General features: G+C 46.1%; 18 protein-coding genes. 14 read left to right on the top strand and 4 right to left on the bottom strand.

Annotation, left to right across the window (positions count from 1 at the left end; all coding sequences use genetic code 11):
- Positions 1–386: 386 nt before the first annotated feature.
- Positions 387–2,093 carry an iron uptake porin gene (locus AC5JLP_RS31325; RefSeq protein ID WP_496071798.1) on the bottom strand — a complete coding sequence of 569 codons (1,707 nt, stop codon included), beginning with the start codon at positions 2,091–2,093 and terminating at the stop codon, positions 387–389.
- A 637-nt stretch (positions 2,094–2,730) separates the two neighbouring features.
- On the opposite strand from AC5JLP_RS31325, the gene phnD reads away from it, so the two are divergent.
- The 14 genes from phnD to phnF all read left to right on the top strand — a co-directional run bounded on the left by phnD (position 2,731) and on the right by phnF (position 14,254).
- Positions 2,731–3,684 (top strand): phosphonate ABC transporter substrate-binding protein, encoded by a 954-nt coding sequence (phnD, locus tag AC5JLP_RS31330; RefSeq protein WP_496071781.1) that lies wholly within the window; start codon positions 2,731–2,733, stop codon positions 3,682–3,684.
- Between the two features lie 156 nt (positions 3,685–3,840).
- A complete protein-coding gene (gene phnC, locus AC5JLP_RS31335; RefSeq protein WP_496071782.1) occupies positions 3,841–4,632 on the top strand; it encodes a phosphonate ABC transporter ATP-binding protein in 792 nt (263 codons plus the stop codon).
- The gene (phnE, locus tag AC5JLP_RS31340; RefSeq protein ID WP_496071783.1) at positions 4,592–5,395 is read left to right on the top strand and encodes a phosphonate ABC transporter, permease protein PhnE; all 804 of its coding nucleotides are present in this window, start codon (positions 4,592–4,594) and stop codon (positions 5,393–5,395) included. The genes phnC and phnE (AC5JLP_RS31340) overlap by 41 nt, the downstream gene beginning before the upstream one ends.
- A 2-nt stretch (positions 5,396–5,397) precedes the next feature.
- Positions 5,398–6,186 carry a phosphonate ABC transporter, permease protein PhnE gene (gene phnE / locus AC5JLP_RS31345; protein WP_496071784.1) on the top strand — a complete coding sequence of 263 codons (789 nt, stop codon included), beginning with the start codon at positions 5,398–5,400 and terminating at the stop codon, positions 6,184–6,186.
- The gene (phnG, locus tag AC5JLP_RS31350) at positions 6,183–6,653 is read left to right on the top strand and encodes a phosphonate C-P lyase system protein PhnG (RefSeq protein ID WP_496071785.1); all 471 of its coding nucleotides are present in this window, start codon (positions 6,183–6,185) and stop codon (positions 6,651–6,653) included. The genes phnE (AC5JLP_RS31345) and phnG overlap by 4 nt, the downstream gene beginning before the upstream one ends.
- Positions 6,650–7,225 carry a phosphonate C-P lyase system protein PhnH gene (phnH, locus tag AC5JLP_RS31355; protein ID WP_496071786.1) on the top strand — a complete coding sequence of 192 codons (576 nt, stop codon included), beginning with the start codon at positions 6,650–6,652 and terminating at the stop codon, positions 7,223–7,225. The genes phnG and phnH overlap by 4 nt, the downstream gene beginning before the upstream one ends.
- 7 nt (positions 7,226–7,232) lie before the next feature.
- On the top strand, positions 7,233–8,327 hold the full coding sequence (locus AC5JLP_RS31360) for a carbon-phosphorus lyase complex subunit PhnI (RefSeq protein ID WP_496071787.1): 1,095 nt from the start codon (positions 7,233–7,235) through the stop codon (positions 8,325–8,327).
- A gap of 87 nt (positions 8,328–8,414) precedes the next feature.
- Positions 8,415–9,314 carry an alpha-D-ribose 1-methylphosphonate 5-phosphate C-P-lyase PhnJ gene (locus AC5JLP_RS31365; RefSeq protein WP_496071788.1) on the top strand — a complete coding sequence of 300 codons (900 nt, stop codon included), beginning with the start codon at positions 8,415–8,417 and terminating at the stop codon, positions 9,312–9,314.
- The gene (locus AC5JLP_RS31370) at positions 9,307–10,137 is read left to right on the top strand and encodes an ATP-binding cassette domain-containing protein (protein ID WP_496071789.1); all 831 of its coding nucleotides are present in this window, start codon (positions 9,307–9,309) and stop codon (positions 10,135–10,137) included. Before AC5JLP_RS31365 ends, AC5JLP_RS31370 begins: the two co-directional genes overlap by 8 nt.
- An 11-nt stretch (positions 10,138–10,148) precedes the next feature.
- On the top strand, positions 10,149–10,877 hold the full coding sequence (gene phnL, locus AC5JLP_RS31375; protein ID WP_496071790.1) for a phosphonate C-P lyase system protein PhnL: 729 nt from the start codon (positions 10,149–10,151) through the stop codon (positions 10,875–10,877).
- Positions 10,878–10,924: 47 nt separating this feature from the next.
- Complete coding sequence (locus AC5JLP_RS31380; protein ID WP_496071791.1) at positions 10,925–12,076, top strand: alpha-D-ribose 1-methylphosphonate 5-triphosphate diphosphatase; 1,152 nt, start codon at positions 10,925–10,927, stop codon at positions 12,074–12,076.
- Positions 12,077–12,109: 33 nt separating this feature from the next.
- On the top strand, positions 12,110–12,769 hold the full coding sequence (locus tag AC5JLP_RS31385; protein WP_496071792.1) for a DUF1877 family protein: 660 nt from the start codon (positions 12,110–12,112) through the stop codon (positions 12,767–12,769).
- 20 nt (positions 12,770–12,789) lie between these two features.
- On the top strand, positions 12,790–13,440 hold the full coding sequence (locus AC5JLP_RS31390) for a hypothetical protein (RefSeq protein ID WP_496071793.1): 651 nt from the start codon (positions 12,790–12,792) through the stop codon (positions 13,438–13,440).
- Positions 13,441–13,504: 64 nt separating this feature from the next.
- Positions 13,505–14,254 carry a phosphonate metabolism transcriptional regulator PhnF gene (phnF, locus tag AC5JLP_RS31395; protein ID WP_496071794.1) on the top strand — a complete coding sequence of 250 codons (750 nt, stop codon included), beginning with the start codon at positions 13,505–13,507 and terminating at the stop codon, positions 14,252–14,254.
- Positions 14,255–14,278: 24 nt separating this feature from the next.
- Here the strand turns inward: phnF and AC5JLP_RS31400 are convergent, their stop codons facing one another.
- Genes AC5JLP_RS31400 through AC5JLP_RS31410 form a run of 3 tightly spaced genes read right to left on the bottom strand, consistent with a single transcriptional unit; the run spans position 14,279 to position 16,427 of the window.
- Positions 14,279–14,443: an XdhC family protein gene (locus tag AC5JLP_RS31400; RefSeq protein ID WP_496071795.1), complete on the bottom strand. Its 165-nt coding sequence runs from the start codon at positions 14,441–14,443 to the stop codon at positions 14,279–14,281.
- Positions 14,444–14,448: 5 nt separating this feature from the next.
- Positions 14,449–15,132 carry a xanthine dehydrogenase family protein molybdopterin-binding subunit gene (locus AC5JLP_RS31405; protein WP_496071796.1) on the bottom strand — a complete coding sequence of 228 codons (684 nt, stop codon included), beginning with the start codon at positions 15,130–15,132 and terminating at the stop codon, positions 14,449–14,451.
- Positions 15,093–16,427, bottom strand: a complete 1,335-nt coding sequence (locus AC5JLP_RS31410; RefSeq protein ID WP_496071797.1) for a xanthine dehydrogenase family protein molybdopterin-binding subunit — start codon at positions 16,425–16,427, stop codon at positions 15,093–15,095. Before AC5JLP_RS31410 ends, AC5JLP_RS31405 begins: the two co-directional genes overlap by 40 nt.
- Between the last annotated feature and the right edge of the window lie 51 nt (positions 16,428–16,478).

The raw sequence follows: 16,478 nt of genomic DNA on the forward strand, positions 1-16,478 counted from the left end.
AAGTAGCGGTCTCCCTACTTTACTCGACCCACCATTCTTTGACGCACTACCGAAAACATTACCTTCCGTCGGAACGTTGAGAAATGAGCGGCACTGGACGTGATCGCAATGGCAATGGCAATGAATCGCCATCGTCGCAATCCCAAGAATATGCTTACCAAAAGGATGGGTAGCCGAAGGTGATGCTGCGCTGTCTGGACACAAACGCTAGGCTGTGGAAAAAAGGAGCTTCTGCATGATTTGGGTTTATGCCGTGCAGAAAAATATGTTTGTGTTTTTGCGGTTTGTGAGAGGGTGTGAGTCCGATTTTGCCGTTGAGGGCGATCGCTCTCATCCACATGCCTCAAACAGAGTGCTAAAAACTGCGAAGAAGTTAGCTGGAGAACTTAAAAAGAAAAGGTTGTCCGGATAGTTCCTACGTATTCTGTATCATTTTTGTTGTTTCCTTCTGGATTAAAAATGACAATTACACCGGGAGTAATTGCGATGTTTTCAGTTAGTTGAAAGCGAAAGAATCCCTCTGCATGGTAAGAGGCATCTCTGTCTGTACGGCGAGGAGATACAGTAGTCGGGGCAGAAATTCCATAGTTGTTAGATGTTGTTCTGGGAGGAGAACCAAACACAATCCCTGCAAAATTACCTTTTTTGCCCAAATCTGGAAATCCTAGGGTGATTGCCCAATGCCAAATATCTGCTTCATCTCCCCTAGAAACCGTTTGAGTCAAACCAGTACCAATAGAATTTTTGGCTTTGGCATGAATGTAACCACCCCATCCCGAAATGACAAAGCGAGGACTGACTCGATAGGATGCTTCGATACCAAAGTTATCTGCTGAAGTGGGAACAGATGTAGTTGCTGAAGCTGTAAAGGGAGCATTGGCAAATCCACTTCCGGTGCCGCCGGTTAAGCCAGTACCGTTTTTGTAATAGGAATTGGCATAGGTGAAGCCAATCCCAAACTGCGGTGTTGGCTGGAAGGTTAGTTGAGCAAGAGCTGTGTAGGTTCCATTGAAAAGACCTGCTCCATTACTGGGGTCACTCGCGATCGCGCTCGGCACCACATACCCTATCGAAAGGTTAAATGCCTTACCCAACTTTTGATTGAGGATGATTCCCGAACCTGTAGCGACACGATAGACTGGGCTGAACCGTCCGAACCGAGAGATTGCTCCTGTACCACTGGGACCAAATCCGGGATTCAAAATTGGAACGTTATCGTTGTACTCAATGCCGTCTGGTTGTCCTCCTCCTATCACGATCGTGGTTGTTTTTCCTAATGGGAAGCGATATTCCAAAAGGGACAAGTTGATAGCATTGGATTCATTGCCCTCGAAACCTAAACGGGTCATGTTGGTGCCTGTGACGGCTCCACTAAATGAAGTGATGTTTCTGGCTTGTAGTCTAGCTCTTAAACGATCTTTGCCCGTGAAGCTAGTGTCGAAGTTGAGACGAACGCGATCGCCAAAAATTGGATTATCTTGCACATCTGGATTGGCTCCTAAGAATGTAGATTTTGGAGTACCCGCATCAACTCGTCGTTGCTGGTCGGATGTGATCGCTCGATCGGAGCCAAAAGCACCTGCGATCGCAAAAACAACCTCTGCATTCAACTTAGTAGTTGTCGAGAATTGCTGCTTCTCTAAAGTAGCTGCGCGGGCTTCTAGCGTGTCTACACGACCGCGTAGCGTCGCCAATTCCGCTGCAAATTCTTCTTGCATCTTTTGTACCGCTATTAAGTCTTCTTTCTTGATAAAATCAGCAGTACCGGCTGCAATTAACTCGTTAATTCGGTCTATACAAGCGTTGAGTCCAGCAGCAAACTCGTAGCGTGTCAAAGCGCGATTGCCCCGATAAGTTTTATCGGGGTATCCGACAATGCAGCCATATCGTTCTACCAGAGATTGTAATGCTTGAAAAGCCCAGTCTGTAGGCTTAACATCAGAAAGCTGAGAAACAGAAGTTACTTGACCCATTGGTACATCTCCAGGCACTTCTGATGCTTCAGCCGCACGAGCAGGTTTGGAGATCGCAGCAGTCATAACAGCAGCACTTAGAAGCGTTGGCACTAAGAAGCAATTCCATCGAATATTCATCACAGGTTATCTTCTCCTACTCCACAAATGATCAGAGCTTCTGCCTTCGCTAAATTGCTTTCAGAAGCTTGGTTTTAGACTACGGGGAGTTGATTAAGTCTGAAGGAGGGAACCAATTAAACCTTGCTTATTGTTCGAGGTAGACAAGTTGATTGGTTTACGTAAAGAAACAGCTTTGACTTAGACTTTAATTGTCTATACAAGCAAGAAATATCTATGCCAACTGCCGACTTCTAACGAGTTAATAAGACCGACGTTCAATCAAGAAAGAATGGAGATAGGTGTAACAGTCCCCGTATCTAAATTTTTAAGTTGGAACCATATTTCCAGCTTGTATAGACTGGTAAGAGCTTGTCAGAACGGTGCATTTCTGACAAGCAAGGAACTTATATAGACAAGTTGATAAGGGAGATTTAATGGCTCGTCCCCTTTGGATTTAACTGTCTTCCAATATTCTGAATGCAAAGCTGATTCAGCTTCACTTCCCTCAAAGAACTCGTTCCAAGTTTCTAACGTTGCACAGACTCAAACTGCTTGATGGTGATCGCTGAAATTGCTACAAATCAAACTGTCCGATCGTTGACTCAGTCCAATAGCCTTCAAATTCTCTCTATCCTTATACAGGAGCTAATCACCCATGCTTCGCAGAAACGTTTTAACCACCGCACTTGTTCTGCTTCCCTCCCTAGTTGCTTGCAATCAGGCAAGTAATCAAGGAAACACTTCTCAGCAAAGTCCTTCTGCTGTGCCCGCATCCGCTCAGCGGCCATCCACATCTGCTTGTCCTAGCGGTAAGTCAGAAATCATTATGGGGCTGATTCCGGCTGAGAATAATCAGGAAATGGCGCAGAAGTTTGAACCGATGCGTGCCTATATCGAGCAGAAAGTTGGCTGTCCAGTCAAAGTCTTTCAGGCAACAGACTATGCGGGTGTCATTGAAGCAATGAAGAAAGATCGAGTAGACCTTGCCTGGTTTGGTCCATTGTCCTACATATTGGCAGAGCAGGAGGCTGGAGCAGAAGCCTTCGCTGTAGGTGTGCGAGATAATGGTCAGTCTACCTACCGCAGCTTATTTGTTGTACCCGGAGATTCTCCCCTGAAATCGTTGGAAGATTTAAAGGGTAAGACGGTTGCCTTTGTCGATCCGGCTTCCACCTCAGGCGCACTTGTACCCAGTTACCTGGTCAAGAAAAAGACCGGTCAAACTCCTCAAGAGTTTTTTGGTAAATTGACCTATGCTGGTACGCATGATGCCTCTGAACTTGCCGTCAAAAACAAAACTGTGGAAGCCGCCGCAGACAACGACATTACCTACGAAAAGATGCTCGGTAAAGGGCTGATTACCAAAGAAAGCAATCGGATTCTGCTACAATCTGATCCACTGCCAGGCTCTCCTTTGGTCTACCGCAACGATCTAGATAGCACAGCTAAGCAGAAAATTAAGGATGCAATTCTAACTGCACATAAAGACATTAAAGTGACAGGCTACGGAAACATCATTCGCTATGATGCTACCGATGCAGCGGCATACCAACCCATTCGAGATATGGTGAAGGAACTGGGTCTGAAGCGCGAACAGATGGCGAAATAAAAGGAATTGAGAATGGAGAATGTAGAGGGAATTGAGAATTGGGAATGAAGAATGTAGAAATCAAGCCAAATTCCTAATTCATTGATTCTTTCACCTCTCATTCTTCATCCTCCATTCTTCATTCTTCATTCTCCACCCCTCATCCTCATTCTCCCTATGTTTTTAATTCAAATCAATCAAGTCAGCAAGCGCTACGAGAATGGGTTTCAAGCCCTTCATGCAACAACACTGACAATTAATTCAGGTGAGTTTACGGTCATCTTGGGACCGAGTGGCGCGGGAAAGTCAACCCTGTTACGAATGCTCAATGGGCTGGAAACTCCCAGTAATGGTGAAATTTGGATTGGCGATCGCCAACTCACTGCCAAAAGTCGTCGCAGCATTCGCGCTAAAGTCGGCATGGTCTTTCAACAGTTCAACTTAGTCGGTCGTCTTAATGTGATGACCAATGTGCTAACGGGCAGATTGCATCACCGTTCCTGGTGGGAAAGTTTGTTGTACCTGTTCCCCAAAAAGGACTATGACATCGCTCACTGGGCTTTGGCGCGGGTCGATTTGACAGAGAAAGCGTGGAACCGTGCTAGTCGGCTTTCGGGTGGGCAGCAACAACGTGTGGCGATCGCCCGTGCTTTAGCCCAACAACCCGCTGTGATTCTCGCAGATGAACCCGTTGCAAGTCTTGACCCTGTCACCAGTGAAGAGATTATGGAATTGCTGCTGGAGATCTGTAAAAACGATGGTGTAACGGTGATTGCGAGTTTGCATCAGGTGGAACTGGCGATGAGGTTTGCCGATCGCATCATCGGGATTAAACAGGGTCAAGTTGTGTTCGATGGTACACCAACCGAATTAGTGACTGAACAAAGTACGCTGCAAATTATTTATCGTCGTGAGGACGGTGGTACTGATGAAGACCCTAACCTGGAAGTGGCAGTGGTCCACTCCTAATGGCTTTCCGCCGCTATCTTTCGTTGCATTGCTGTTAGTCATCCTGCTGGTACTGGGCAGCACTGCCTCAATGGTGGAGATGAATCCCATTCACATCGTTCGTTCTGTTGGAAAACTGCTCGATTTTGTCCGACAGCTAATCTCCGTGCCTGACTGGAGCTACCTACCAACGCTTGGTATGAAACTGCTGCAAACGGTGGAAATGGGATTTCTCAGTGCAACTCTAGCATTGTTTTTCAGCTTGCCGTTGAGCATCCTGGCGGCTCATAACACTAGCCCTCACCCTGCGATTTCCCATGTCATTCGGAATGGATTGAGTTTAATGCGAGCATTGCCAGACATGGTGTGGGCATTGATCTTTGTCTCAGCAGTGGGATTAGGTCCTTTACCAGGTGTAATGGCGTTGACCTGCGTAACGATTGGATTTATGGCAAAACTGTTTGCTGAGAGTATTGAAGTGGTGGATGGCAAAGCGATCGAAGGAATCACCGCAACAGGAGCAGGATGGTTGCAACGCATCACCTTTGCGACATTACCACAGGCATTTCCTGATTTAATTGGCACAGTTCTCTACATCCTCGACAACAACATCCGTTCAGCGACGGTATTGGGTTTAGTGGGTGCGGGTGGTATTGGTTATGAACTGGTAATGTCACTGCGCCTGTTTAGCTACAGCCAACTGGTGATGATCATGCTGGCAATTTATTTGGCTGTAACGCTGCTAAATCGGATCTCGAATCAATTGCGATCGCGAATTATTTAACCATGAACACTGCTCAACTACCCCCACTGCCCAAACGACCCATTAATTGGCATCCCCTTTGGCTAAGTTTATGGCTTCTAACAGTGGGTCTGGTTATCATTCATTTGGATATTTCATTCAAAAGCCTGCTGCAAGGACTTGGAGATATTGTTGAGTACATCGGGCAGTATCGATCGCCCGATTTTAGCGACTTAGGAAAGTACCTCAAGTTGATGCTGGAAACATTGGCGATCGCTGTGTGGGGAACTGCCTTTGCGTTCGTCACCAGCTTCTTCCTGGCACCCCTTGCCGCCAAGAATATTTCTCCTCATCCCGTGATTTATCGGGCTGTGCGTGAATTGCTCAACTTTTTACTATCAATTCCCGATTTGCTCTTTGCCCTCATTCTGGTCACGGCGCTGGGATTAGGTCCTTTGCCAGGAGTATGCGCTTTGGGACTGCACATGACCGGCTTTTTAGGAAAGTTTGTAGCGGAGAGTATGGAGCGGGTTGATAAGGGCATCTATGAGGCGGTACAGACAACCGGAGCTAATTTTCTGCAACTCGTCATGTTTGCGGCTTATCCGTCTATTTTGCGAGAAGTTGCAGGATATACCCTCTATAGTTTTGATCGCAATGTGAGAGTGGCAACCGTTTTAGGACTGGTGGGTGCTGGTGGCATTGGAGTCGAGCTAAATGCAAACTTGCGCTTCTTTCAATATGACCAGGCAGCTGCACTCATTTTCATTATTATTTTCACGATCGTGGGTATTGATTACCTCTCCAATTGGTTGAGAGGCAAATTATCATGATTCCTCAAAGTCAATGGGTTAGAGCCTTAACCGCCCATCCTTCTCAAACCATTCAGTCATTAGCAGAACAATTGACATTCAACTGGCAAGTCAACTACAAGGCGTTACCTCAAGCTGGATTGAGCTTACTGCAAATGGCAGACGGTGTATTCCACGAACCCTACTACTTAGGCGAAATTCCGCTCGCCTGTGCCTGGATCGAGCTGACAAATTCTGCTCAAGAAAGCTTTGAGGGTGCAGCCCAAGTGATGGATGATTCAGCCGAATTAGCCGTTGCGCTTGCAGTGTGTGATGCTGTGATGACGCATCAGTTGTCAGGATGGCAGAAGGTTGCAGAACTAATTCAACAAGGAATGGAAAAACGTACCTGGGAAGACCAACAGCGAGGATTGATGTTGGCGAAAACCAGAGTGAATTTCGCCTTGTTGAGTGAGGATGAGGAACGAAGAATGGAGAATGGAGAATGATGATAACAGTTGATGCTATTTGGCAGGCGGAAACGCAGCAGAAGATTTTTCATGCTTTGCTTAATTGCATGAGCTTACCGGGAGAGATTGCTGATTTGAGTCATTATTTGGGTAAGTCTTCAGCATTGGTGGGAGTGTTGGCAACCTTGCTAGATGGAACGGTGAGTTTAAGTGACGAAGATGGATTGATCAGTAAAAACGATCGCCATCTTCTACAAGCGTCTACTGCTCCCTCAGCGATCGCTAACTTCGTTATCAAAGACGCTACCAAACCCCCTCAAGATGGCTTTTCTCCTAACTTAGGAGAACTACCTAATCCAGAAAAAGGAGCAACATTAATACTTCAAGGTGAAACTCTGGGTATCGGTGATCTATCCCTTCAATTAACAGGACCAGGAGTGAATGGAGCACGACAAACTTCGATCATGGGCTTTCATTCAGAATGGTTTATGTACCGTCAGCAGTGGGTTGAAAACTTTCCTTTGGGAGTAGACCTATGCTTAGTGACCTCTGCCCAAATTATGGCAATCCCAAGAAGCATCAAAATCCAAAATCTAAAATCCAAAATCTAAAATCATCATGGGTTACATTGCAATTAAAGGTGGAGAGGCTGCAATTGAACAGGCTCAAGAACTATTGGAGTTTTTGAGAACTCACTCTGTCGCAGCAAACCCTTTGTCCCTAGAGCAAATTCAACATCAGCTCCATTTTCTTCATGGTCGTGTCTTGTCGGAAGGTGGGCTGTATCATCCAGAACTGGCATCTCTAGCCATTAAGCAAAGTGCAGGAGACACGTTAGAAGCTGCCTTTTACCTGCGGGCGTATCGTTCCACTCGTCCTCGCTTAAACGAAACACCGTTGCAAAGTGGTAAAAATATGCGTCTGATTCGTCGCATTTCTGCTGCCTTCAAAGATATTCCGGGTGGACAGATGTTAGGACCAACCTCCGACTATTTGCAGCGTTTATTTCGGTTTGAATTGCTAGATGAATCGCCCGAACAATTCCGCAGAATTGCCAAGCTCTGGTTGAAAGAGTCACCTCCTGAAGCCTTACCAACAACCTTTCCGAAAGTGCTAGATAGTCTACGTCAGGAAGGACTGTTGCCTTCGATCGCTGAACATCCCGATCGCCCATTTGACATCACCCGCGAGCCACTGGTGTTTCCGGTATCACGATCAGCAGCACTGGCAACAATGGCACGGGCAGAAACCGGATCAATCTTAGCGATCGCCTACTCCAATATGCGCGGGTATGGTGACATTCATCCCACCGTTGCTGAATTGCGTGTTGGCTATTTACCTGTACAGATGCCTCATCCCATTACAGGCGAACTGGTCGAAGTTGGCGAAGTGTTGATGACTGAATGCGAAGTCGTTGCTATGTACGAGGCCGAAGCCAACCAGAATATACCAACGTTTGGTTTAGGATATGGTGCATGTTTTGGACATAACGAAGTGAAAGCGATCGCAATGGCAATCCTCGATCGGGCGCTGCAAAAAGGAATGAAACATAAACCTGATAATCCTTCTGAAGATCCTGAATTTGTCCTGTTGCACATTGACGGCATTGAATCAATGGGTTTCGCATCCCACTACAAAATGCCCCATTATGTGACGTTCCAATCAGACTTAGACCGACTCCGAATTACTCAAAGAATGAAGAATGAGGAATGAAGAATGTAGAAAAAATTAATCTCTAATCCCCAGTTCTTAACGCCTCACTCTAAATTCTCAACTCGTCATTCTCCGTTCTCAATTCCTATGCAGCTACTTACTCGTCATTCTCAATTCTCCCTTCTCCATTCCCAATCTTCCTACCAGTTCGGTTTTCTGGATGAATATGCCAAGAAGGAAATTCGTCGGAGTCTACTGAAAGCAGTTGCTATTCCTGGCTATCAAGTGCCCTATGCCTCGCGTGAAATGCCGATCGCTCGTGGTTTTGGTACAGGGGGATTGCAAATTACTCTGTCGTTATTGGGAAGCGATGACATTCTAAAAGTGATTGACCAAGGCAGTGATGATTCAGTCAATGCGGTCAATATTCGCAAGTTCATAGCTGAAACTTGTCCTGGAGTTACGTTGACTAAACAGACTTCGGAAGCCACCATTGTTCAAACTCGTCACCGCATCCCAGAAATACCACTCAAATTAGGGCAAATTTTAGTGCTTCAGGTTCCCTACCCCGATCCCTTAATTGTCGTTGAACCCAGCGAAGAAAAACGCAAAATGATGCATGGGGAAGGCGATTATGCGCGGCTCTGGGTGAAGCTATACGAGGATATGGTGAAGTTTAAGGAAATCACAATTTCTCACCGCTATCCCACTCGCATCAATGGCTTTTACGTGATTGATCCTTCTCCCATTCCCCGCTTCGATGTACCCAAACTGCATCAAGCAGAAGCCTTGTATCTGTTTGGTGCTGGCAGAGAGAAGAAAATTTATGCCGTGCCACCCTACACCAACGCTGAACCGCTCTCCTTTAGTGATATTCCTTTCCGTGTTGAAGATTTTACTGATGAGAATGGTCAGCGCCGTGCCTGCGATCGCTGCGGTTCAACAACCAGCTTTCTAGATGAGTTGATGAATGAAATAGACAAGAAGATTTATCAGTGTTCCGACACTGACTTTTGCAACAGTCAATTAGGAGGACAGAATGAATAAGATTTTGGAAGTACGGCAACTAACCAAAATTTACGGTTCAGGCTGTTCTCGTTGTCCGGTTACGACAGGTCCTCAAGCAAATACCAATATTTGTTCGGATTGCGGAAGTTTAGTTGCAGCACTCAACATCTCCTTTGACTTGAGTCAAGGAGAGATTTTGGGGATTATGGGTGAGTCCGGCAGCGGGAAATCAACATTAGTAAAGCTGCTGTTTTTTGACCAAATACCAACCAGCGGCAATGCTAAATTCTTTAATGCTGAAAAGACCTATGATTTGTTTGCCCTCAATGCCGCTAAACAGCGATGGCTACGCAATCATAAATTTAGCATAGTTTACCAGAATCCACATTTAGGCTTAAATTTTCGGGTATCCGCAGGCGGCAATATTGCAGAACGTCTATTAATGAGTGATTGGTCAAGTTACAGTGAGATTCGCGATCGCGCCCAAACCATCCTTGCCCACACCGAGTTTTTGACCGAGCGGATGGATGAGTTACCTAACAACTTTTCCGGTGGAATGCAACAGCGTGTTCAGATTGCTCGCGCATTGGCAACCAAACCTCCACTACTGTTCCTAGATGAAGTCACAACCGGATTAGATTTATCGGTTCAGGCAAAGATTCTTGATTTAATTCTGCAACTACAGCAGGAGTTACATATTGCCATGATAGTTGTCACTCACGATTTAGGAGTCATTCGCCTTCTAGCAGCCCGAACTTTAGTGATGAAATACGGACGCATTGTGGAAGCTGGTCTAACGGATCAAATTCTGGAAGACCCCCAACATGCGTATACCCAACAACTCGTTGCATCGGCTCTGTGAGGTAAAAGCAAATGACAGCAACACCGATTTTATGCGTCAAAAACTTAAGTAAGCACTTCTTTTTGCATGAGCAAGGAAAGCACATTCCTTCAATGCAAGAGGTGTCTTTAGACGTTCGAGCAGGCAAACTGACTGCATTAACTGGACCCTCCGGCGTTGGAAAATCAAGTTTACTTAAATGTATCTACCGAACTTACTTACCGAATGCAGGAATTATTGATTATTGCACTGACGAAGGGGATTGGATTGATTTAGTTCAAGCGAATGAACGGGAAATTATTCAATTACGACGTACAGAAATCAGCTTTGTGACTCAGTTTCTCCATTGCTTACCCAGACAGTCCACGATCGATGTTGTTGCAAAGCCCTTATTTGATTTAGGCATCGATCGCGCTGAGGCAAGAATCCAGGCAAAGGGATTACTGGCTGAAATTCATCTACCAGAACGCCTCTGGGAAATCTCGCCCAGTACCTTTTCAGGAGGAGAGAAACAGCGAGTTAATTTAGCTAGAGCGATGATTTTGCGTCCTCGCCTGTTGTTGCTGGATGAACCGACTGCTAGTCTCGATCGTGCTTCAGTAGAACGAGTCATTCAGATGATTCAGAGTCTTAAAAAGGCGGGTACAGGCATCTTAGCCATCTTTCATGATCCACAACTCGTCAAGGAGTTAGCAGACTTTAGTAAAGAATTGAGAATTACGAATGAAGAGTGTAAAAATATCAGCAGCCTTCATTCTTGATTTCCAACTCCAATGCTCTTTTCTCCATTCTTAACTCTCCATTTCCTATGAAAACTTTGTTAGCGAATGCTCAAATTGTTCTGGCTGATGAAATCCTAGAAAACGCTTCGTTACTCGTTGAAGATGGTGTGATTGCTGCCATTAATCCAATCATCACGACAACTGCTGATGTGATTGACTTAACTGGTAAGATTCTGATGCCAGGAATGATTGATTTGCATTGCGATGCGATCGAGAAAGAAATTGAACCGCGTCCCGGTGCTTTATTTCCAATGGACTTTGCCATTGCTCAAATCGATCGTCGTAATGCAATGGCAGGCATCACCACGCCCTTTCATGCAATTTCCTTTGCCCATGAGGAGTTAGGTGTTCGCAACAACGACACTGCCGCTGAAATTGTTCGTGCCATTCATGCTTACCAACCTCATGGGCTGGTCGATAATCGAGTTCACTGTCGCTATGAAATCACTGATCCGATTGGATTACCAATTCTTCTAGATTTGCTGTCTGAAAACGCAATGCATCTAGTGTCATTGATGGATCACACACCAGGACAGGGACAGTTTAAAGACTTGCAAGCATACCAGAACTACATTTCACGAACCTACAAGAAAACAATGGCTGAAGCCGAAGCGATGGCACACCAAAAGCTAGAAAATGCAGCAGGGGCACGATCGCGCATTGAAACTCTAATCACGAAAGCACTTCACCAAAACGTGCAAATTGCCAGCCATGATGATGACACTCCGGAGCGAGTGCAAACAATGGCAAACCTGGGTGTCAAACTCAGCGAATTTCCAGTCAATTTAGAAACGGCTGAAACGGCGAAATCATTGGGCATGTCTACTATCTTTGGTGCACCCAACATCCTACGCGGGCAAAGCCAGAGTGGTTCCATGAAGGCGATCGCCGCCATCCATAACCATGTGGCTAGCTGCCTCTGCTCCGACTACAATCCCGGTGCGCTGCTTGCGGCTATCTTTCGTCTACCAGAAATCTCCGAATTAACGTTACCACAAGCAATTGCACTGGTAACGGTTAATCCTGCTGATGCGTTAGAACTGAGCGATCGTGGTGAAATCGCCGTAGGAAAACGATCTGATCTGATTGCTGTACAGCATGTCAACAACTTGCCCCAAGTTACAACGACCTGGGTATCTGGGGAAATGGTTTATGCTTGCAAGTACAAAGACTTGTAGATTTGGCTATAGTTAGCTCGGTGGGAGTTGAACGTGGGAATAACAGCAGAATTCAAGCAAGTATCTCCTTATTTATTACAGAGTTTGAAGGAATATCCAGATTTTGCAGAATTGTTCTTTAATGCAAAGTACTTACCAGATTCCGAGTTTTGGCAGGAGGTTACAATTAACCCAAACGATCCTGATGATGTTGAATGGTTTAATGAACTTAGTAATTCTGCTGTAGAAACTTTGGAAAAGTTGAAAAAAGAAAAGCCTCATGGGTTTGAGAATCCAAGATTGGATATACTATCTATAATTTTTGAAGGTAAAACTAAATGTCTGAATATTGATAAAACTTGGAATCGATTACATTTCTTTTTTACAGGATGCGAGTATCCAGTTCGCCCAGATTTCTTAGTTGGCAAGAATGAGGAAGACCATTTACCTTCAATCAATGCAGTCCTAGGCGGTTTAGAAATAAATTATTCAGCAACTTACAATCTTGTGAGGTACTTAACTGATAGTGAGATTGCACAGGTTGTAGAAGCCCTGTACACCCTTTCTCATTCACAAATCAGAGAGAGACTACGATTTAAAGGTTGGGAAGAAGATAAATTTGAGTATTTATTTAATTATACTTACGAACCGCTTGTGAATTACTACAAAGATGCTGCTGAAAGAGGGAATGCGATGTTCCTTTACCTTACATAAATAATCCAGATTGTAAAAGTATGAAATTTGGCATTGCAATGATTCCAAATAGTGAAATGATTGAAGCGATCGCACAATTACAAAAACAAGCCACTTCAATTTGTCCGCTTCAACCTGAGCTTGGCAGCGATCGCAATTTACCTCACATCACATTGCTGCAAGGACGCTTTCATGACTCGGTTGATTGGATGCAACTTCTCACCGAACTACGAGATTACTATGTGAATCAGCAGTATGACCTAAGTCTCCAGTTAACTGAGTTGGAATGCAAAGCATTAGGCTGGTACTTCTTAATTCCAAGTCGCAATCCATTTTTCTATGATGCACATCAGTTCGTCTTTCAGCGCCTCAAAGCTGCAATGTTTTTGACCGAGAGCGATCGCCAGAAAGACGTTACCCACTACAGCTCATTAGAGCAATCTAATTACCTAACTTACGGTTACCGCTTCATTGGTGATGCTTTTCAACCTCATATCACTCTAGGTAGAGTGCTCAACCCGCTTACCCCGGAAAATCAGGCACGTATCCGAGACTTAGTGGAAACCCTACTACCCTTGTGCTCAAATATGATGCAAAAACTCACAGTCTACAGACAAGGCGAATACGGTAGTCATGCCGATACACTGTGTTCTATTGAACTAGAGGATGGAGAATCAAGTTGTAAAATGTAGGGAAATTGAGAGTGTAAAACTTTTCTACCTTCTCAGTTTCTCATCCTTCATTCTCAATTCCTCTATGCATTGCAATGACGATCACCTCTATGATCAAATTGCCACTAAATTGATGGCAAAGATTGTGGCTGGTGACTACAAGCCAGGCGATCGCCTCCCTTCTGAGAATGAGTTGGCAACACAGTACGGAGTCCATCGGCTTACGGCTCGTCGAGCCATTACTGCGTTAGTCGAGAAGGATCTGGTTTACCGACTGCAAGGGCGCGGTGCATTCGTTAAGGAAGCAAAGCTTGACTACGCCCTCAATCACAAAACGAGTTTTACCCAAAGCCTGTTTAGTTTAGGCTTTTTGCCTTGCATCAAAGTTCTCGGTAGTCAGATAATGCCTGCGGGTCAACAGCTTGCCGAATTGCTGAATATCAGTGTGGGTATACCCGTCATTCAGGTGAAAATTCTTCGGTCAGCCACGCCTCCAATAGTAGATGCAACGATTCCAGAGCTTAAACCGCTCTGCGTGAGCCTCTCCTATCTCGTCTCCGAAAACTTTCCAGAATTACCTGTTCTCATCTACCGGGCGCACTCCCTATATAGCTTGCTTAAAGAGCATTACGGAGTCGAACTGCACCGCACCCGGACGCTAATCGAAGCAGAATCGGCTTCTACTGAAGATGCCAGACTTCTGCAAATTTCTCCCAAAGGACCTGTGCTTGTAACGCGTAGCCAAGCCTGCAACCAGAATGATCAGGTCGTTGAGTACACAGTGAGCCGTTTCAGAAGCGATCGCTTCACCTTAGAAGTTTCGTCACAATGGTAAATTTTTTCCATCTTCAAAATTTCTTCAAAACCTGTGTTTACTGTCTGCTCTAGAGTTAATGATTAACATTCGCGCTCCCGGACGACGATAGGTGAAGCCACTGACGTTAACCACTGTGGCTAGTGCTAGTGGCTCACCCGATCGCTTCGCCTCCTCAAACGCATCGAGAATTGTTGACAGGTCACTCATGGCTCTCACAGTAATTTTTCTAATCGGATGGGTAAGTCTCTGACTCGCCTACCCGTTGCGTGGTAGACCGCATTGGCGATTGCTGCTGCTGAACCGACCGTGCTAATTTCACCCACGCTCTTTGTACCAATAGCGTTGACGAAGGGATCGTGTTCTTCCACAAAAAAGGTCTCAATTCCAGCAATGTGAATGTGTGCTGGGACGTGATAATCTGCAAGGCTGGTAGTAGCAATGCGACCGAGATTGGGGTCGGTGATGGTTTCTTCCATTAATGCCATGCCAATGCACATGACAATGCCACCCAAAATCTGACTGCCAGCAGTTTTGGGGTTAAGAATGCGTCCAGTGGCAAAGGCTCCCACATATCGGGAAACGCGCACTTCCATCGACACAGGATTAATCTTTACTTCGGCAAAATGCGCGCCAAAGTTGTACATGGCATACTGGGAATCGACTGGACCTCGCAAGGCATTGATACCCGAAAAGACTTTATTGCGATCAGTTTCATCGGCATCACGCGGAAAGGTCTCTTGATAGGCTTCGATCACCTCTAGATTGTGACGAGCCAGGATATTCTGATAGGTTTCTTCTTGTGTAGGGTTATGCTCCAAAAATAAGCACCCCTCAAACGCTCGAATTTGCGATTCATCTACACCATAGAGTGGGGAAGCAGGATCAGCGATCGCCATTTGCACCACTTTACTCCGGGCAGCTCTGGCAGCCGCTTGCACTGCGGGTCCACACTGCCTACTGTCCGGGAGGCTCCTGTAATTGGGGTGTTCGGTAAGTTAGTGTCTCCCAATTCAAACTGCACTTTTTCAGGGGATAATCCCAGTGCTTCAGCCGCAAGCTGAGTCATCACGGTATAGGTACCGTTACCAATTTCATGGGAACCGCTTTGGGCAACGGCGTGTCCATCGGTAAAGATTTTGACGCGGGCAGCGGCAGGAGACAGATACACGGGATACGCAGCGGTTGCCATTCCCCAACCGACCAAAAAGTCACCATCCTGCATGGAACCCGGTTTGGGAGTGCGCTTTTCCCAGCCAAACCGTTCTGCTCCCTGCTGGTAGCACTCCTTGAGTGATTTGCTCGACCAAGGTTTGCCGCTTTGTGGATCAGCATCGGCATAGTTGCGGAGCCGGAGAGCGATCGGATCAATGTCCAATACATACGCCAGTTCATCCATTGCCGACTCCAGCGCAAACATTCCTGGCGCTTCACCGGGAGCACGCATCTGGGTTGGTGTGCCTGCATTCACATGCATCAGATAGTGCTTGACAAGCAGATTGGGACAGGCATAAACCATTGGTGTGAGTAAGCCCACAGGTGTCGGATAGTTGGCAAACGTAGACGTTTGGACGATGCCCTCATGGGAAATCGCGGTCAATGTACCGTCCTGTTTCGCGCCTAATTGGATGCGCTGAGAGGAAGAGGCGCGATAGCCCACGGACATAAACATCTGTTCCCGCGTCAGCACCACTTTAACGGGTCTACCGACCTGCTTTGCCGCGATCGCCGCCAGAATCACATGCGACCAGGTAAAGCACTTGCAGCCAAAGCCACCGCCAACAAAGTGAGAAATTACGCGCACCTGTTCCTGTGGAATGCCCAACATAGTAGCGACGGCATTGCGATCGCCATAAATCCACTGTGTCGCATCATACAGCGTCAGATGTTCACCCTCCCAAACCGCTGTTGTAGCTGACAGTTCCATCGGGTTGTGATGGATCACTTGCGTGACATAGGTTTGATCGATCTGGATAGCTGCTTCTGCCAGTCCTTGTTCCACATTCCCTCGTGTGGCATCACCGCCATGTGCAAAGGTTCCGGGCGGTGGCTCCTCTGCGGTTGGAATGTTGAGAACGGCACCATCTTTCCCGTGAGTAAAGGTGTCTGACGGTGGTTTGTGGGCAGTTTCTCCTCGAAACAGCGCATCTTTGAGGGAGGCGATCGCAGGTTCCTCCGCATACGTCACTTTCACTTAGGATTATGGATTCAATAAAACCGGAAATCATAGTGATTGCGGCTTAGC

Source organism: Stenomitos rutilans (assembly GCF_059505485.1).